This window comes from Streptomyces sp. NPDC050625 (assembly GCF_040654755.1).
In the GTDB taxonomy this organism is placed as follows: Bacteria; Actinomycetota; Actinomycetes; order Streptomycetales; family Streptomycetaceae; genus Streptomyces.
Map to the genome: position 1 here is coordinate 199985 of NZ_JBFAIQ010000006.1, position 16296 is coordinate 216280.

Genomic DNA, 16296 nt, shown 5'->3' on the forward strand with positions numbered 1-16296 from the left:
CGTCCCCGAGGACGAAGACACCTCCTGTTGTCGTTCGTCCCTCGTTCCGGATAATGATCGTCCTGTTGTCAGTGCGGCCCGGTACGCTCGAAAGCACGATGACAGAGGACCTCTCACCGGCCGAGCGGTATGCGGCGGCCCGCAGGCGGGCTGCCGAGCAGGCCACCGCACTCGCGTCCTTCCGCGAGATGTACGACTTCGGCCTCGACCCCTTCCAGATCGAGGCCTGCCAGGCGCTCGAAGCGGGGAAGGGCGTGCTGGTGGCCGCCCCCACCGGCTCCGGCAAGACGATCGTGGGCGAGTTCGCCGTCCACCTCGCCCTGATGCAGGGCAAGAAGTGCTTCTACACGACACCGATCAAGGCGCTGTCGAACCAGAAGTACGCCGACCTGTGCCGCCGCTACGGCACGGGCATGGTCGGCCTCCTCACCGGCGACAACAGCGTCAACCCCGACGCCCCGGTGGTCGTGATGACCACCGAGGTGCTGCGGAACATGCTCTACGCCGGTTCCCAGACCCTCCTCGGCCTCGGATATGTGGTCATGGACGAGGTGCACTACCTCTCCGACCGCTTCCGGGGCGCGGTGTGGGAAGAGGTGATCATCCACCTGCCCGAGTCGGTGACCCTGGTGTCCCTGTCGGCGACCGTGTCCAACGCCGAGGAGTTCGGCGACTGGCTCGACACGGTCCGTGGCGACACCGAGGTGATCGTCTCCGAGCACCGGCCGGTGCCGCTGTTCCAGCACGTGCTGGCCGGACGCCGGATGTACGACCTGTTCGAGGAGGGCGAGGGCCACAAGAAGGCCGTCAACCCCGACCTCGCCCGGCTGGCCCGTATGGAGGCCAGCCGGCCCTCCTACCAGGACCGCAGACGCGGCCGCGCGATGCGCGAGGCCGACCGCGAGCGCGAGCGCAGACAGCGCTCGCGCGTCTGGACGCCGGGCCGGCCCGAGGTCATCGAGCGGCTCGACGCCGAGGGCCTGCTGCCCGCGATCACCTTCATCTTCAGCCGCGCGGCCTGCGAGGCCGCCGTCCAGCAGTGCCTGTACGCGGGCCTCAGACTCAACGACGAGGAGGCACGGGAACAGGTCCGCGCCCTCGTCGAGGAGCGCACCGCCTCCATCCCCTCCGAGGATCTGCACGTCCTCGGCTACTACGAGTGGCTGGAGGGCCTGGAGCGCGGTATCGCCGCCCACCACGCGGGCATGCTCCCGACCTTCAAGGAGGTCGTCGAGGAACTGTTCGTGCGCGGACTGGTCAAGGCCGTGTTCGCGACCGAGACCCTCGCCCTCGGCATCAACATGCCGGCCCGTTCGGTGGTGCTGGAGAAGCTCGTCAAGTGGAACGGCGAGCAGCACGCCGACATCACCCCCGGTGAGTACACCCAGCTGACCGGCCGCGCGGGCCGCCGCGGCATCGACGTCGAGGGCCACGCGGTGGTGCTCTGGCAGCGCGGCATGAGCCCCGAGCACCTGGCGGGTCTGGCGGGTACGCGCACCTACCCGCTGCGCTCCAGCTTCAAGCCGTCGTACAACATGGCGGTCAACCTCGTCGAGCAGTTCGGCCGGCACCGCTCGCGCGAACTGCTGGAGACCTCCTTCGCGCAGTTCCAGGCCGACAAGTCGGTCGTCGGGATCTCCCGGCAGGTGCAGCGCAACGAGGAGGGCCTGGAGGGCTACAAGGCCTCCATGACCTGCCACCTCGGCGACTTCGAGGAGTACGCGCGGCTGCGCCGCGAGCTCAAGGACCGCGAGACCGAACTGGCCCGGCAGGGCGTGGCCCAGCGGCGCGCCGAGGCGGCCGTCGCCCTGGAGAAGCTGAAGCCGGGCGACGTCATCCACGTACCGACGGGCAAGTACGCGGGGCTGGCGCTGGTGCTGGACCCAGGCCTGCCCGCGGGGCGCTCCAACGGCCACCGTGGCTTCGAGCACCACGACGGCCCGCGCCCGCTGGTCCTGACCGCCGAGCGGCAGGTCAAGCGGCTGGCGTCGATGGACTTCCCGGTGCCCGTCGAGCCGCTGGAGCGGATGCGGATCCCGAAGTCCTTCAACCCGCGCTCCCCGCAGTCCCGCCGGGACCTCGCCTCCGCGCTGCGCACCAAGGCCGGGCACATCCCGCCGGAGCGGGCCCGCAAGAAGCGCTCCCAGGCCGCCGACGACCGGGAGATCGCCCGGCTGCGCACCGCGCTGCGCGCCCACCCCTGCCACGGCTGCAACGACCGTGAGGACCACGCCCGTTGGGCCGAGCGCTACCACCGGCTGCTGCGCGACACCTCGCAGCTGGAGCGGCGCATCGAGGGCCGTACGAACACCATCGCGCGCACCTTCGACCGGATCGTGGCGCTGCTGACCGAGCTCGACTATCTGCGCGGCGACGAGGTCACCGAGCACGGCAAGCGGCTCGCCCGGCTGTACGGCGAGCTGGACCTGCTGGCGAGCGAATGCCTGCGCGAGGGCGTCTGGGAGGGCCTGGGGCCCGCCGAACTCGCCGCGTGCGTCTCCGCGTTGGTGTACGAGGCGCGGGTCGGCGACGACGCCATGGCGCCGAAGCTGCCCTCGGGCAAAGCGAAGGCCGCGCTCGGCGAGATGGTCCGTATCTGGGGCCGGCTCGACGCGCTGGAGGAGGAGTTCCGGATCACCCAGACCGAGGGCGTCGGCCAGCGCGAGCCCGACCTCGGCTTCGCCTGGGCCGCGTACATGTGGGCCTCGGGGAAGGGGCTCGACGAGGTGCTGCGGGAGGCGGAGATGCCGGCGGGCGACTTCGTGCGGTGGTGCAAGCAGGTGATCGATGTGCTGGGCCAGATCTCGGCGGCGTCTCCTGTGGAGGGCTCGACCGTGGCCAAGGTCGCGCGCAAGGCGGTTGATCAGTTGCTGCGGGGTGTTGTCGCCTATTCGTCGGTGGGGTGATGGTTCGTCGGCGGGTGTGGATGTGGGTGCGGGTGCGGGTGCGGGTGCGTTGTGGCTTGTCGCGCCCACGCGAACTCACGCCAGCTGCCGTATCGCGTGATGTCCTCCGCGTCTTCGAGTGCGCTCGGTTCGCACAGGAAGCCCGGGATCCTGCTGCCGTCCGCCAGTTCCACCCGCCCCAGCGTCATCGGGCGGGGGAGCATGGCCAACAGGCGGCCCAGGCCCTGCGCGGGTAGCCGCCACACCTCCGTCTCGATCGCCGCCCCGCCCTCGCCGACGTGGACCAGGCCCGGCTTGGGCGGGTCGGTGCGCAGGGCGTGCAGGCGGTAGAGCGGGGCCGTCGTGGTCGTGCGGTCCAGGCGGGCGCCCAGGGACAGCAGCTGAGGGTTGAGGGGCTGCCCCGTCAGATGGGCGCCCACCACGGCGAGCCTCACCTCCGGCTCCAGCGACCGGGCGAGCGCGGCCAGCCGCTCGTCCGTGAACGCGGGGCCGATCAGCATCACGCCGAAGGGCAGGCCGTCGACCTCGCCCGCCGGGACGGCGACGGCGGCCAGGTCGAAGAGGTTCGTGGAGTTGGTGAAGCGGCCCAGCCGGGCATTGGCGCCCAGGGGGTCGGCGGCCACCTCGGCGAGGGTGGGGTGCCCGGGGGTGGTGGGGAGCAACAGGGCGTCCGCGTCGCCCAGTTCCGCCAGGGCGCGGGCGCGCAGGGTGGCCAGCCGGGCCTGGTCGGCGAAGAGGCGGTGGGCCGGGATGTCCCGGGCGCGGGTGATGATCCCGGCGACGGTGGGGTCGAGGCCCTCACCGCCCTCGGCGATCAACTTGTCGACAAAGCCCCCCACGGCGGTGTAGCGCTCGGCGACGAACGCGCCCTCGTAGAGCATCGCGGCCGCCTCGGTGAAGGGGGCCGGGTCGATCTCGCGCACCGAGGCGCCCGCGTCGGCCAGTCGCGCCACCACCGCCTCGTAGGCCTCCGCCCAGCCCTCCTCCAGCTCACCGAGCCGCCCGCGTGGGACGACCGCGACGCGCCAGGGGCCGGGCGCTCGCGGCGGAAGTGCCGGAAGCTCGCGGCCGGGCGGGGACGCCATGACGGCCAGCGCCTGCTCGGCCTCCGGCAGCGTGCGCGCGAACACCGTCACGCAGTCGAGGGACGCGCAGGCCGGGACCACACCCGCTGCCGGGACCAGGCCCCGGGTCGGCTTGAGGCCCACGATGCCGTTGAACGCGGCCGGGACCCGGCCCGACCCGGCGGTGTCGGTGCCCAGCGCGAAGTCGACGATGCCGAGGGCGACCGCGACCGCCGAACCGGAGCTGGAGCCGCCGCCCACCCTCGTCGGGTCGAGGGCGCTGCGGACCGCGCCGTAGGGGGAGCGGGTGCCGACCAGGCCCGTCGCGAACTGGTCGAGATTGGTCGTGCCGAGGACGATCGCACCGGCGGCGCGCAGCCGGGCGACGACCGGCGCGTCGGCCGCGGGCTCGTAGGCGTACGACGGGCAGCCCGCCGTCGTGGGCAGCCCGCGCACGTCGATGTTGCCCTTGGCGGCGAACACGCGCCCGGCGAGCGGGAGGCGCTCACCGGCGGCCACGCGCGCGTCGAGCTCCCGCGCCTCGGCCTCGACCTCCTCGCGCGGACGCAGGTCGATCCAGATCTCGGGGCGGTCCGTGGCCTCGATCCGGGCGTACGCGGCGCGCACCCGGGACACGGTGGTGGTCATGCGTGCTCCTCGACTTTCAGTGTGCGCCCGCCCGCCACCGGGTGGACCGGGGCCGGTCCCAGGACGATGAGGGCGGTGCCCGCCTCGACCTGGTCGCCCGGACCGGCCAGGATCTCGGCGACCACGCCGTCGGCCGGCGCACGCACCCAGGACTCCATCTTCATCGCCTCCAGGGCCAGGAGCGGCTGGCCCGCGGTCACCGTGTCGTCCGGGGACACATTCACCTGCCACACCGAAGCGGCGAACTCCGCCTCCACCAGCCGGCCGCCCTCCGGTACCGTCACCTCGGCCGGGGCCGCCACCGGTGCGGCCGCCGCCTCCGCCCGCGCGAACTCTCCCGCCGCCTCCCAGGCGTCCCGCTCCGCCGCGAACGCGGCCCGCTGCCCGGACCTGAACTCCGCGATGGAATCGGCGTGTTCGGCGAGGAAGGACCGGTACTCGGCGAGCGAGAAGGTCCCCTCCTCGATACGGGGCACGAACCGGCCCGAGGTGATGTCGGCCCGTAGCTCCAGCAGTTCGTCCGCCTCCACCGGATACCACTTGATGCGGTCGAAGAACCGGAGCAGCCAGGGCGAGCCCGCTTCGAAGGCGCCGCGCTGCTGCCACGCCGACCACACCTGGGTCGTACGGCCCACGAACTGGTAGCCACCGGGTCCCTCCATGCCGTAGACGCACAGATACGCGCCGCCGATGCCGACGGAGTTCTCGGCGGTCCAGGTGCGTGCCGGGTTGTACTTGGTGGTCACCAGGCGGTGGCGCGGGTCCAGGGGGGTGGCCACGGGGGCGCCCAGATACACGTCGCCCAGGCCCAGCACCAGGTACTCCGCGTCGAAGACCGTCCGGTACACGTCCTTCGCCGACTCCAGGCCGTTGATCCGGCGGATGAACTCGATGTTCCAGGGGCACCACGGAGCGTCGTCGCGGACCCCCGCCATATAGCGGGCGATCGCCTCACGGGTCGCCGGATCGTCCCAGGACAGCGGCAGGTGCACCGTCCTGGAGGGGACGACGAGCTCGTCCGTGGGCGGGAGCGCCGCCGTGATCCGCCGTACGGCCGCGAGGAGCCGGTGCAGGGGCAGGATGTGCGGGTCCGTCCGGATCTGGAGCGAGCGGATGCCCGGAGTGAGGTCCGTGACCCCGTCCGGGCCGGCCGCCGCCACCGCCTCCATCAGTGCGTGCACCCGCATCCGCAGCCCCAGGTCGAGCTGCATCGGGCCGAACTCGACCAGCAGGTTGTCATCGCCGCTGCGGCGGTACGTCACGTCCCCGTCCCGCGCCAGCACGCCCCCGTCGACGATCTCCGGCCTGGGTGTCCCCGTCACGTCCACCGGTACGAACCGCACCGTGTCGCCCGGCCGCAGCTGTCCCAGTTTCCAGCGCTCCGTGCTCAGGACCGTCGCCGGGCACACGAAGCCGCCCAGTGAGGGCCCGTCGGGGCCGAGCAGCACCGGCATGTCGCCGGTGTAGTCGATGGCGCCGACCGAGTACGGGGTGTCGTGGATGTTGGAGGGGTGCAGGCCCGCCTCGCCGCCGTCGGTGCGGGCCCAGCGCGGCTTGGGACCGATCAGACGGACGCCGGTGCGCGCCGAGTTGAAGTGGACCTTCCAGTCGGCCGCGTAGAAGGTGCGGATGTCGTCCTCGGTGAAGAACTCGGGTGCGGCATGCGGGCCTTCGACGGCCCCGAGGTGCCATACGGCGGTGAAGTCCGGGCGGTCCGCGGGCGGTACCGGTGTCCCCGTGGTGACGCTCCCGCCGTGCAGGACGTCGCCGGTGCGCAGGGCTCGGCCGCCGTGTCCGCCGAACCGGCCCAGTGTGAAGGTGCTGGCGCTGCCCAGGAACGCCGGCACGTCCAGGCCGCCGCCCGCGAAGAGCACGTACGTCCGCAGGCCGTGTTCCTCGGGTGCGCCGATCTCCAGCACCGCGCCGGCCGGCACGGTCACCGGCTCCCACTGGGCGACGGGCGTGCCGTCGACGGTGACCGGGGCCGGAGCGCCGGTGACGCACACGGTCGTGGGGTGCGTGAACCTCAGCGACGGGCCCTTCAGCGTGCACTCGAGACCGGGGGCGCCCTCCGGGTTGCCGAGGGCACGGTTGCCGAGCCGGAAGGACAGGCCGTCCATCGGGCCGCTCGGGGGGACGCCGACCTGCCAGTGGCCGGTGCGGCCCGGCCAGTCCTGGACCGTGGTGAGCGTGCCGCCCGAGGCCACCTCGATGCGCGGGGTCGGGTCGGTGACGGCGGCCAGGGTCGCCGTGGAGTGCGCGGCGGCCCGGAACTCCGGCTCGGCGAGTGCCGCCCGCACCAGGCCCAGGTTGGTCTCGATGCCGTCGACGCGGGTGCGGGCCAGGGCCTCGTCGAGGCGGCGCAGCGCGTGCTCGCGGTCGGGGCCACGGGCGATCACCTTGGCGAGCATCGGGTCGTACGACGTCGTCACCTCGGTGCCCGTCTCCACCCAGCCGTCGACGCGCACTCCGCCCGGGAACTCGACCCGTGTCAGCAGGCCCGCGCTGGGCCGGTGTCCACGGGAGGGGTCCTCGGCGTACAGACGGGCCTCGACGGCGTGGCCGCGCGGCGGGCCGGGGTCGCGGACGACGCCCTTCTCGCCGCGCGCGAGGCGCAGCATCCAGGCGACCAGGTCGACGCCGTAGATCTCCTCGGTGACCGGATGCTCCACCTGGAGACGGGTGTTGACCTCCAGGAAGTAGGCCTCCTCGCGGGCCGCGTCGTACACGAACTCCACCGTGCCCGCGGACCGGTAGCCGACCGACGCGCACAACTTGCTTGCCGATGCGCCGAGTCGGGCGCGGACATGCGTGGGCAGGCCCGGTGCGGGGGCCTCCTCCAGCACCTTCTGGTTGCGGCGCTGCAGCGAGCAGTCCCGGTCGCCGAAGGTGACGACCCGGCCGGCGCCGTCGCCGAAGACCTGCACCTCGACATGGCGGGCGTGCTCCACGAGCCGTTCCAGGAAGACGCCCGCGGAGGAGAAGGAGGCCGCGGCGACGCGCTGCACCTGCTCCCAGGCCCCGGTCAGTTCATCGGCGGAGCGACATGCCGACATACCGATGCCGCCGCCACCGCCGGTGGCCTTGAGCATCACGGGGTAGCCGATGCGCTCAGCCGCGTCGAGGGCCTGTGCGAGCGAGCCCAGCAGTCCGGTCCCCGGCGCCAGTGGCACCCCGGCCGCCTCGGCCGCCGCCCGTGCCGTGTGCTTGGCGCCGAACAGTTCCAGCTGCTCCGGCGTCGGCCCCACGAACACGATGCCGGCGTCCTCGCAGCGCCGTGCGAAGGCCGCGTCCTCGGACAGGAAGCCGTAGCCGGGGTGGATCGCGCCCGCGCCGGTGTCCTTGGCCGCCATCAGGATCAGATCCGGGTCGAGGTACGACTCCTTCGCGGGTGCCGGGCCGAGGCGCACCGCTTCGTCGGCGAGCCGTACGTGGGGCGCCGAGCGGTCGGGGTCGGAGTGGACGGCGACGGTGCGCAGGCCCAGTTCGCGGGCGGTGCGGATGATGCGGACGGCGATCTCGCCCCGGTTGGCGACGAGGAGGGTGTCGAAGGTCATGCGCCGTCCGCCTCGGTGATGGTCATCCGCACCGCCGTCGGCTCGAAGCCGTTGCAGGGGTTGTTGATCTGCGGGCAGTTGGAGACGAGGACGAGCACATCGCGATCGGCGCGCAGGGTGAGGGCGAGGCCCGGGGCGGAGATGCCGTCGACGATGCCCAGCGTGCCGTCCTTCTCGACGGGCACGTTCATGTACCAGTTGACGTTGGAGACGAGGTCGCGTTTGCCGAGGCCGTACCGGGCGCCCTCGGCGAGGAAGTTGTCCACGCACGCGTGCTGCGACCAGGTGTGGTGTCCGTAGCGGAGGGTGTTCGACTCCTTGGAGCAGGCGCCGCCGAGGGTGTCGTGGCGGCCGACCTCGTCGTCGACGAGGGTCATCAGCGGGGTGTGCTCGTTGGAGAGCAGGACGCTGCCGGTGGTCAGGAAGACATTGCCCTGGGCGTGCATCGTGTCGGGCGCGCTGTAGCGGACGGAGGTGTCGTGGGCGTCGTACACGAGGAAGTCGACGGCCTGGTTGCCGTGCAGGTCGGTGATGGTCAGTGTCTCGCCGGCGCGGACGACGGACGACCAGGCGGCGCGTGCGGGGACGACGGTCACGGTCATGCGAGCCCCCTCGCGGCAAGGAGTTCGGCGGTGTTCAGGAAGGCACGCCGGCTCTCGGGGGAGGCCTCCCACAGCGGGTCGCCGGGCGCGGTGGGCGCGGCGCGCCAGGCCAGGACCTCCAGCGGGGTGCTGAGGTAGCCGGGGCGGGGATCGGCCGGGTGCGGGACGTTCGCGATCAGTACGGTCAGGTCCTGCTCGGCGCGGAGCGTGACGCTGCCGCCGGGGCCGGCCGAGCCGGTGAAGTCCAGGGTGCCGTCGTCGCGCACCTCGACGCCCTGGAAGAACGAGAGCGACGGTGACACATCGCGCGGCTCCAGTCCGTTCTTGGCGGCGGCCAGCTTGAACAGCTCGCGGCCGGCGGGGGAGGGCGAGTGCGGGCTGCCGTCGCCGTAGCGTTCGGTGTTGCGGACGAGGGTGGAGGTGCCGCAGAGCGCGTCGTGCCGTCCGGAGGTGTCCGCGACGACCGACGCGAGCACCCGTCCCTGGTCGGAGAGCAGGAGCCGCCCCTCTCCCAGGTAGGCGTTCCACTGGACCTTCACGGTGTCGGCCACGTTCAGCCGCTCCCAGGGGCGGTCGGCGACGTACAGCAGCAGATGGGCGCAGGCGTCGCCACGCAGGTCGGTCAGGCGCAGTTCGGTGCCGCGGGCCAGGACGCGGTGTGTGTAGTTGCCGCCCGCCACCGTCTCCGCCCACACCAGGTGCCCGGCCGCGCAGGGCGGCGCGGGCCACTCCCGCGCCGGTACCACGGGCATGGCCTCGGTACGGGTGCCCTCCTGGGCACGGGCATGGGCCCGGGCTCCGTAAGTGGTCGCTGTCGCCATGGCGGGACCTCCGGCTCCGTCGTCATTTCTGTCGTGCGACAGAAATTAGGAGCGGGCCGGGTCGCGGGCGTTGCCGACGCGTTGCCGCGCGGTTACCGAGGCCTCACCGCAGGGCCTGGCGCACGGCCCCGCCCGTCTCGGATCCACCGGCGCCGCCGTGTGCGAGGATCGAACGCATGGGAACGAGCGGTGGTCGTCGGGTCGGGCGGCCGCGGGCTGCGCAGCGGCCGGACCGGGGGATGGAGCCGCGTGCCGAACTGCTCGTCGCCGCAGCCGAGTTGTTCACCAGCCAGGGCTATGCCGCCACCACGACCCGGGCCGTCGCGGAGCGCGCGGGTATGCGGCAGGCGTCGATGTACCACTACGTCTCCGGCAAGGAGGAACTGCTCGCCGAGCTGCTGGAGTCCACCGTCACCCCCTCGCTGACCCGCGCCCGCCAGCTGCTCGCGGACGACGGCAGCCCCGCCGAGGACCGGCTGTGGGAGCTGTGCCGGACGGACGTGCAGCTGCTGTGCGGCGGGCCGCACAACCTCGGCGGGCTGTACCTCCTTCCCGAGGTGCGCACCGAGCGCTTCGCCGGTTTCCACGCCGTGCGCGCCGAACTGAAGGACGCCTACCGGCAGTTGCTCGCCGCGACCCGCGCCGGGGGAGCGCTGGCCAAGAGCGAGCTGGACCTGCGCACGGATCTGGTCTTCGGGCTGATCGAGGGCGTCATCCTCGTGCACCGGTCGGATCCGGAGCGGCCCGTCTCCGAGTTCGCCCGTGCCACCGCCGACGCGGCCCTGCGCATCGTCGGCGTCTGATCCCCCTCCTCGTCCGGTCCCCCTCTTCGCGGGCCGCTCACTCGTCACGATGAGTTGTCGTCGTACGCCCGTGTGCCGTCACGCGCCGTGTGCGAGTGCAATCCGAGCGTATAAAAGAGCCGAGAGTACTCCTGTCGCACAGGCGATTTCAGGCGCTTGCTGAATATGACACGGCGATGATCCGGTCGGACTAGGCTCGCCCGCGGCGCACCGAGTTGAGGTGAATTCGTGCGCTTGTTCCCAAGGGTCACGAAGATCCCGAGTACCCCAGGACTCTTCCCCTTGCGAGCTCCCCCGACACCCAGCCGATTCGTCTCAGAGGGCATACATGGTGAGTGTGCAATCGCCTCCCGGTGGCCGTGAACTTCCCCTTGCGCGTGTGCTGTTGCTGCCGGCCATAGTGATGGCCGCGGCGACCGGGGCCGCCGTCGCCCTCGTGGCGGGGCCGGCCCGGGCCGCCGTCGGCTGGTGCGGAGCCGTCGCCACGGTGCTGGTGACCGCGACGGCGGCGGAAGCGGTACGACGCGGACGGAACCTGAAGCGCCTGCGGGCCGAGCACGACCGTCACACCGCGTATCTGGAGCGGCGCATCGCCGCCCACGACGAGGAGTGGGTCCGGTTCAGCAAGGACGTGGTGCCGACCGCGCTCTACCGGGTGCGCGCCGGAGAATCCCCCCGAGAGGCGATTCTCGCGGTCCTCGACGCCGACCCCGAACTGCGGCAGGTCCCCGACTCGCGGCGCCGCCTGCTGCGCACCGTGCTCAAGGGCGTGGACGACGAGATCTCCATGCGCGACGCCGCGCAGCGCTCCTTCGTCAACATCGCCCAGCGCGTGCAGGCCATCGTCCACCAACAGGCCAATGAACTCAGGGAGATGGAGGAGGACCACGGCCGCAACCCCGAGGTCTTCGACGACCTGCTGCGGCTGGACCACGGCACCGCGCTGATCGGCCGCCTCGCCGACTCCATCTCCGTGCTCGGCGGCGGCCGCCCCGGCCGCCAGTGGCCCAACCCCGTGGCCCTGTACAGCGTGCTGCGCGGCGCCATGTCCCGGATCCTGGAGTACCGGCGCATCGACCTGGCCTCCATCGCCAAGGTCAACATCAAGGGCACCTGCGTCGAGCCGGTCATCCACGCCGCGGCCGAGCTCCTCGACAACGCCACCCGCTACTCGCCGCCGCAGACCAAGGTGCACGTCACCGCCACCGAGGTGCAGACCGGTGTGGCCATCGAGATCGAGGACGGCGGCGTCAGCCTCAGCGAGGAGTCCCGCGCCCGGGTCGAGAACATGCTGGAGCGCGCCATGGCCGGGGTGGACCTCGACGACCTCGGCGAGAGCCCCCGCCTCGGCCTCGCCGTCGTGGGCCGGCTCTGCTCGGCGTACAACATGCAGGTCTCGCTGCGCTCCTCGGCGTACGGCGGTGTCCGTGCCGTCCTCATCGTGCCCAGCAACATGATGACCACCGAACGCGCCCCCGGACTCGCGCACGGCATCGGCGCCACCGCCGTGCCCAAGGCCGAACTGGGCGCCCTGGAAGGTCCCAAGCGCCCGCCCAAGAAGCGCCGCCCCACCAGTCCGCGCATCCCCGCCGGGATCTCCATGGAGGACGACGTCCCCGTCGTCACCGAGTGGACGGAGGGCGGCCTGCCGCAGCGCCGGAGCAAGATGAAGATCCCGCTGACCCAGCGGTACGCCGAACAGGCCGCCATCGAAAAGGCCGAACGCGAGGGAAAGCCGACCATCTGGTCGCAGCCCAAGCCCGAACCCGAACCCGAACCGGAGGTCGACCCCGAGCGCGAAAAGCTGCGCAACCGCGAGCCCGGCATGTGGGTCGAGGCGTTCTGGGAGGGCCTCAAGGAGGGCAACCCGGGCGTGCACCCCACCGACTTCACGCGCAACCCCACCGCATACATGCACCTGATCGAGAAGCCGGCCCCCAGCGAGGCCGACGACGAGGGGGACCTCAAGTGATCCAGCAGCGAGCGAACTTCGATTGGATGCTCAAGGATCTCGCCGACGGCGTGCCGGGCATCGAGATGATCGTGGTGCTGTCGTCCGACGGGCTGCGCATCGCCCGCCACGGCGGTGACCCCGACGCCGCCGACCGCCTCGCCGCGGCCTGCGCGGGCGTGCAGAGCCTCGCGGGTGCCGTCGCCCAGGAACTCCCCGGCAGCAACGGCGACATGAACCTGGTCGTCATCGAGATCGACGGCGGCTACTTCTACCTCATGTCGGCCGGTGCCAACGCCTATCTCGCCGTGCTCGCCGACGTGGTCTGCGAGCCCGGCCGGATGAGCAACCGCATGCGCGACCTCGTCGTCCGTATCGGCGCCCATCTCACCAGTCCGCCCCGGCGGAACGGGCAGACCGTATGACTCCTCCGCAGCGCAAGCGGCGACACCCCAGGCAGGAGCCGCCCCCGCCGCCACCCCTGGTGCCTCCCGCCACCGGGGACCAGGAGGGGGAGGAGAAGAACCCCGAGCGGCTGTATGTCATCGCCGGCGGCACCGACGGCGGGCGCGCCGAACTCGACCTCGTGACGCTGATCGTGGCGCGCGCCGATCCACCGCCGTCCGTCGCACCGGAGCAGGCGGCGCTGCTCCGGCTCTGTACCTCCCCCCTGTCCGTGGCCGAACTCTCGGCCTATCTCAACCTGCCGTTCAGCGCGATGACGGTGCTGATCACCGAGCTGATCACGGCCGAACTGGTGCAGGCGCGCGCCCCGATCGTCCGTCAGGCGCTCCCCGACCGTTCCATCCTCGAAGCGGTGATGCATGGACTTCAAAAGCTCTGACACCGTCCCCGGTCCACGCACGGAGGACCATCTGCCGCACACGGCCCAGGCCGCGGTGAAGATCGTCATCGTGGGCGGCTTCGGGGTCGGCAAGACCACCATGGTCGGCTCGGTCAGCGAGATCAGGCCGCTGACCACCGAGGAGACCATGACCCAGGCCGGTGTCGGCGTGGACGACAACTACGGCTCCGACACGAAGACGGCCACCACCGTCGCCATGGACTTCGGCCGCATCAGCATCACCGAGAGACTGGTGCTCTATCTCTTCGGTACCCCCGGCCAGGAGCGCTTCTGGTTTCTGTGGAACGGGCTGTTCGAAGGGGCCCTCGGCGCGGTCGTCCTGGCCGACACCCGCCGCCTCGAGGTCAGCTTCGAGGTCATAGGGCGTCTGGAGGAGCGCGGCGTGCCCTTCATCGTGGCCGTCAACTCCTTCCCGGACGCGCCCCGTTACCCCGTCGAGGAACTGCGTACGGCACTCGACCTCGCTCCCGACATCCCCATCGTGGAGTGCGACGCCCGCCGCCGGGCCTCCAGCCGCGACGTCCTGATGACCCTGATGCACTTCCTGCACTCGCTCGCCATGGCCGGCGTGCTCAGCTGACCCCCCACCTCCCCTCACCCCGGACCCACCTCAGCTTCGGAGCGACCACTGTGACGCCTGAATCCCACTCCCCGACCGGTACGGACGACCCCATGTCCGGCCCGCCGCCCGGCTGCCCGGCACACGGCCTCGGACCCGGGGGACTGCATCGGCTGTACGGCCCGGAGGCGGACGACCTGGGCGATCTGTACGAGAAACTGCGCGACCAGTACGGGCCCGTGGCGCCGGTGCTGCTCCACGACGACGTGCCGATCTGGGTGGTCCTCGGGCACACCGAGAACCTGCACCTGGTCCGTACCCCCTCGCAGTACACCCGGGACAGCCGCATCTGGACCCCGCTCCTGCAAGGCATGGTCAAGCCCGACCATCCGCTCATGCCGCACATCGCCTGGCAGCCCATCTGCTCCCACGCCGAGGGCGACGAGCACCAGCGGCTGCGCGCGGCGGTCACCGGCGCCATGTCGACCATCGACCACCGTTCCATCCGCCGCCACATCGGCCGCTACACCCAGCGCCTGGTCAACGAGTTCTGCGAGAAGGGGCGGGCCGACCTGGTCTCCCAGTTCGCCGAGCACCTGCCGATGGCGGTGATGTGCGAGATCCTCGGCATGCCGGAGGAGTACAACGACCGGATCGTGCAGGCCGCCCGCGACATGCTCAAGGGCACCGAGACCGCGATCGCCAGCAACGAGTACATCATGGGCTGCCTGATGCGGCTCACCGCGCGCCGCCGCGCCCAGCCCGAGGAGGACTTCACCAGCCACCTCATCAACCACCCGACGAAGCTGTCCGACGACGAGATCGGCCAGCACCTCAGAGTCGTGCTCATCGCCGCCTACGAGGCCACCACCAACCTCCTCGCCAACGCGCTGCGCATGGTCCTGACCGAGCCCGGTTTCCGCGCCCAGCTCAACGGCGGCCAGATGACGGTGCCGGAGGCGGTCGAGCAGTCCCTGTGGGACGAGCCGCCGTTCAGCGCCGTCCTCGGCTACTTCGCCAAGCAGGACACCGAGCTGGGCGGTCGGCAGATCAGCAGGGGCGACGGTCTGCTGTTCGCCCCGGCTCCGGGCAACATCGACCCCCGGGTACGGCCCGACCTGTCGGCCAACATGCAGGGCAACCGCTCCCATCTCGCCTTCGGCGGCGGCCCGCACGAGTGCCCCGGCCAGGACATCGGCCGCGCCATCGCCGACGTCGGCGTCGACGCGCTGCTGACGCGACTCTCCGACATCCAACTGGACTGCGAGGAGGACGAGTTGCGCTGGCGCGCGTCCATCTCCTCACGGCATCTGGTGGAACTGCCCGTGCGGTTCGAACCGAAGCCCCAGCAGGACGTCATGCTCAAGCCCAGCCCCGCCCCCGTCCCGCCGCAGCGCCCCAACTGGCAGGTCAGCACCGCCCGCCCACAGCCGGCACCCGCCGCCGAGCCCCTGCCGACACCCCCGAGCCCGACTCCGACTCCGCCCCCTGCCGCGCCATCGGCACGCCCGCGCGGTGTCTGGCAGCGTCTCAAGCGGTGGTGGCGCGGTCACTGACCGGCCCACCGCCCATGGGAGGACCAGGCCTCCAGCTCGCGCCCGCTGGTGAACCGGTGCTCCGTGCCCGTGACCGGATCGGTGAACTCCAGCTTCCGCGCCAGCAGTTGGAGCGGGCGTCGGAAGTCACCGGCCGGCACGGGGTCGGTCACCTCCGGATACAGGGGATCGCCGAGGATGGGCACGCCCAGGGCGTTCATGTGCACCCGCAGCTGATGGGTCTGCCCGGTGTCGGGGATCAGCCGGTAGTGCCCCAGGCCGTCGCCCTCCCGGTGCTCGATCAGCTCGACCCGCGTCACCGCGTTGGGTTCGCCCTCGACCTCCCGCGCGGCCATGACCCCGCGCTCCTTCACGATCCGGCTGCGCACGGTGCGGGGCAGGGCGAGCGCGGGGTCGTACGGGGCGACGGCCTCGTACTCCTTGCGTATCAGCCGGTCGCGGAACAGCGTCTGGTACGCGCCGCGCTCCGTCGGCCGCACCGTGAACAGCACCAGCCCGGCCGTGAGCCGGTCCAGCCGGTGCGCCGCGGAGAGCTGCGGAAGGTCCAGCTCCCGCCGCAGCCGGGCCAGCGCGGTCTCGGTGACATGGCTGCCGCGCGGTGTGGTGGCGAGGAAGTGCGGCTTGTCGGCCACGACGACATGCGCGTCGCGGTACACCACCGTCAGCGGGAACGGCACCGGCACCTCGGGGGCGAGCTCCCGGTGGAACCACACGAACATCCCCGGCACATACGGAGCGTCGGCCGCCACCGCCAGCCCGTCGGCCCCGACGATCCGCCCCGCGTCCAGCATCGCCTCGACCACCCCGGGCCCGGCCCCGGACAACCGCTCCACCAGATGCTCGCCCACGGTGGCCCAGGACCCGGCCATGGGCAGCCGCACCCGCACCGGGTCCACCCCCTCGCGCTGGGGCAGGGGGGAGGGCGGGGTGCGGGTCTTGCGTCTCATCGGTGCCAAGCGTAGGC

Annotated in this window: 12 protein-coding genes; 7 read left to right on the forward strand and 5 right to left on the reverse strand. The window is 71.9% G+C overall.

What is annotated here, in order from left to right:
- The first annotated feature begins 53 nt into the window (after nt 1-53).
- Complete coding sequence (locus AB0I54_RS16600) at nt 54-2906, forward strand: DEAD/DEAH box helicase (protein ID WP_363296698.1); 2853 nt, start codon at nt 54-56, stop codon at nt 2904-2906.
- Here the strand turns inward: AB0I54_RS16600 and atzF are convergent.
- Genes atzF through AB0I54_RS16620 form a run of 4 tightly spaced genes read right to left on the reverse strand, consistent with a single transcriptional unit; the run spans nt 2888 to nt 9598 of the window.
- Entirely contained in the window at nt 2888-4618 is a 1731-nt protein-coding gene (atzF, locus tag AB0I54_RS16605) for an allophanate hydrolase (RefSeq protein WP_363296699.1), read from the reverse strand. The genes AB0I54_RS16600 and atzF overlap by 19 nt on opposite strands.
- Nucleotides 4615-8175 (reverse strand): 5-oxoprolinase/urea amidolyase family protein, encoded by a 3561-nt coding sequence (locus tag AB0I54_RS16610; protein WP_363296700.1) that lies wholly within the window; start codon nt 8173-8175, stop codon nt 4615-4617. The genes atzF and AB0I54_RS16610 overlap by 4 nt, the downstream gene beginning before the upstream one ends.
- A complete protein-coding gene (locus tag AB0I54_RS16615; protein WP_363296701.1) occupies nt 8172-8777 on the reverse strand; it encodes an urea amidolyase associated protein UAAP2 in 606 nt (201 codons plus the stop codon). The genes AB0I54_RS16610 and AB0I54_RS16615 overlap by 4 nt, the downstream gene beginning before the upstream one ends.
- On the reverse strand, nt 8774-9598 hold the full coding sequence (locus AB0I54_RS16620; protein ID WP_363296702.1) for an urea amidolyase associated protein UAAP1: 825 nt from the start codon (nt 9596-9598) through the stop codon (nt 8774-8776). Before AB0I54_RS16620 ends, AB0I54_RS16615 begins: the two co-directional genes overlap by 4 nt.
- A gap of 176 nt (nt 9599-9774) precedes the next feature.
- Here AB0I54_RS16620 and AB0I54_RS16625 point away from each other — a divergent pair, with 176 nt between their 5' ends.
- The 6 genes from AB0I54_RS16625 (at nt 9775) to AB0I54_RS16650 (ending at nt 15332) form a co-directional block, all read left to right on the forward strand.
- Nucleotides 9775-10401 carry a TetR/AcrR family transcriptional regulator gene (locus tag AB0I54_RS16625; RefSeq protein WP_363296703.1) on the forward strand — a complete coding sequence of 209 codons (627 nt, stop codon included), beginning with the start codon at nt 9775-9777 and terminating at the stop codon, nt 10399-10401.
- Between the two features lie 328 nt (nt 10402-10729).
- Nucleotides 10730-12373 carry an ATP-binding protein gene (locus tag AB0I54_RS16630; RefSeq protein WP_363296704.1) on the forward strand — a complete coding sequence of 548 codons (1644 nt, stop codon included), beginning with the start codon at nt 10730-10732 and terminating at the stop codon, nt 12371-12373.
- Nucleotides 12370-12777, forward strand: a complete 408-nt coding sequence (locus tag AB0I54_RS16635; protein ID WP_363296705.1) for a roadblock/LC7 domain-containing protein — start codon at nt 12370-12372, stop codon at nt 12775-12777. The genes AB0I54_RS16630 and AB0I54_RS16635 overlap by 4 nt, the downstream gene beginning before the upstream one ends.
- Entirely contained in the window at nt 12774-13196 is a 423-nt protein-coding gene (locus AB0I54_RS16640; protein ID WP_363296706.1) for a DUF742 domain-containing protein, read from the forward strand. The genes AB0I54_RS16635 and AB0I54_RS16640 overlap by 4 nt, the downstream gene beginning before the upstream one ends.
- Nucleotides 13177-13797, forward strand: coding sequence for an ATP/GTP-binding protein (locus AB0I54_RS16645; protein ID WP_363296707.1), 621 nt, complete (start codon nt 13177-13179; stop codon nt 13795-13797). Before AB0I54_RS16640 ends, AB0I54_RS16645 begins: the two co-directional genes overlap by 20 nt.
- Nucleotides 13798-13847: 50 nt before the next feature.
- Nucleotides 13848-15332: a cytochrome P450 gene (locus AB0I54_RS16650; protein WP_363296708.1), complete on the forward strand. Its 1485-nt coding sequence runs from the start codon at nt 13848-13850 to the stop codon at nt 15330-15332.
- Here the strand turns inward: AB0I54_RS16650 and AB0I54_RS16655 are convergent.
- Nucleotides 15326-16279, reverse strand: coding sequence for an RluA family pseudouridine synthase (locus tag AB0I54_RS16655; protein WP_363296709.1), 954 nt, complete (start codon nt 16277-16279; stop codon nt 15326-15328). The two genes, AB0I54_RS16650 and AB0I54_RS16655, sit on opposite strands and share 7 nt — an antisense overlap.
- Between the last annotated feature and the right edge of the window lie 17 nt (nt 16280-16296).

Coding starts and splice junctions, on each gene's coding strand:
- AB0I54_RS16600 (WP_363296698.1), top strand. CDS start 54: ATGATCGTCCTGTTGTCAGTGCGGCCCGGTACGCTCGAAAGCACGATG.
- atzF (WP_363296699.1), bottom strand. CDS start 4,618: ATGACCACCACCGTGTCCCGGGTGCGCGCCGCGTACGCCCGGATCGAG.
- AB0I54_RS16610 (WP_363296700.1), bottom strand. CDS start 8,175: ATGACCTTCGACACCCTCCTCGTCGCCAACCGGGGCGAGATCGCCGTC.
- AB0I54_RS16615 (WP_363296701.1), bottom strand. CDS start 8,777: ATGACCGTGACCGTCGTCCCCGCACGCGCCGCCTGGTCGTCCGTCGTC.
- AB0I54_RS16620 (WP_363296702.1), bottom strand. CDS start 9,598: ATGGCGACAGCGACCACTTACGGAGCCCGGGCCCATGCCCGTGCCCAG.
- AB0I54_RS16625 (WP_363296703.1), top strand. CDS start 9,775: ATGGGAACGAGCGGTGGTCGTCGGGTCGGGCGGCCGCGGGCTGCGCAG.
- AB0I54_RS16630 (WP_363296704.1), top strand. CDS start 10,730: ATGGTGAGTGTGCAATCGCCTCCCGGTGGCCGTGAACTTCCCCTTGCG.
- AB0I54_RS16640 (WP_363296706.1), top strand. CDS start 12,774: ATGACTCCTCCGCAGCGCAAGCGGCGACACCCCAGGCAGGAGCCGCCC.
- AB0I54_RS16645 (WP_363296707.1), top strand. CDS start 13,177: ATGGACTTCAAAAGCTCTGACACCGTCCCCGGTCCACGCACGGAGGAC.
- AB0I54_RS16655 (WP_363296709.1), bottom strand. CDS start 16,279: ATGAGACGCAAGACCCGCACCCCGCCCTCCCCCCTGCCCCAGCGCGAG.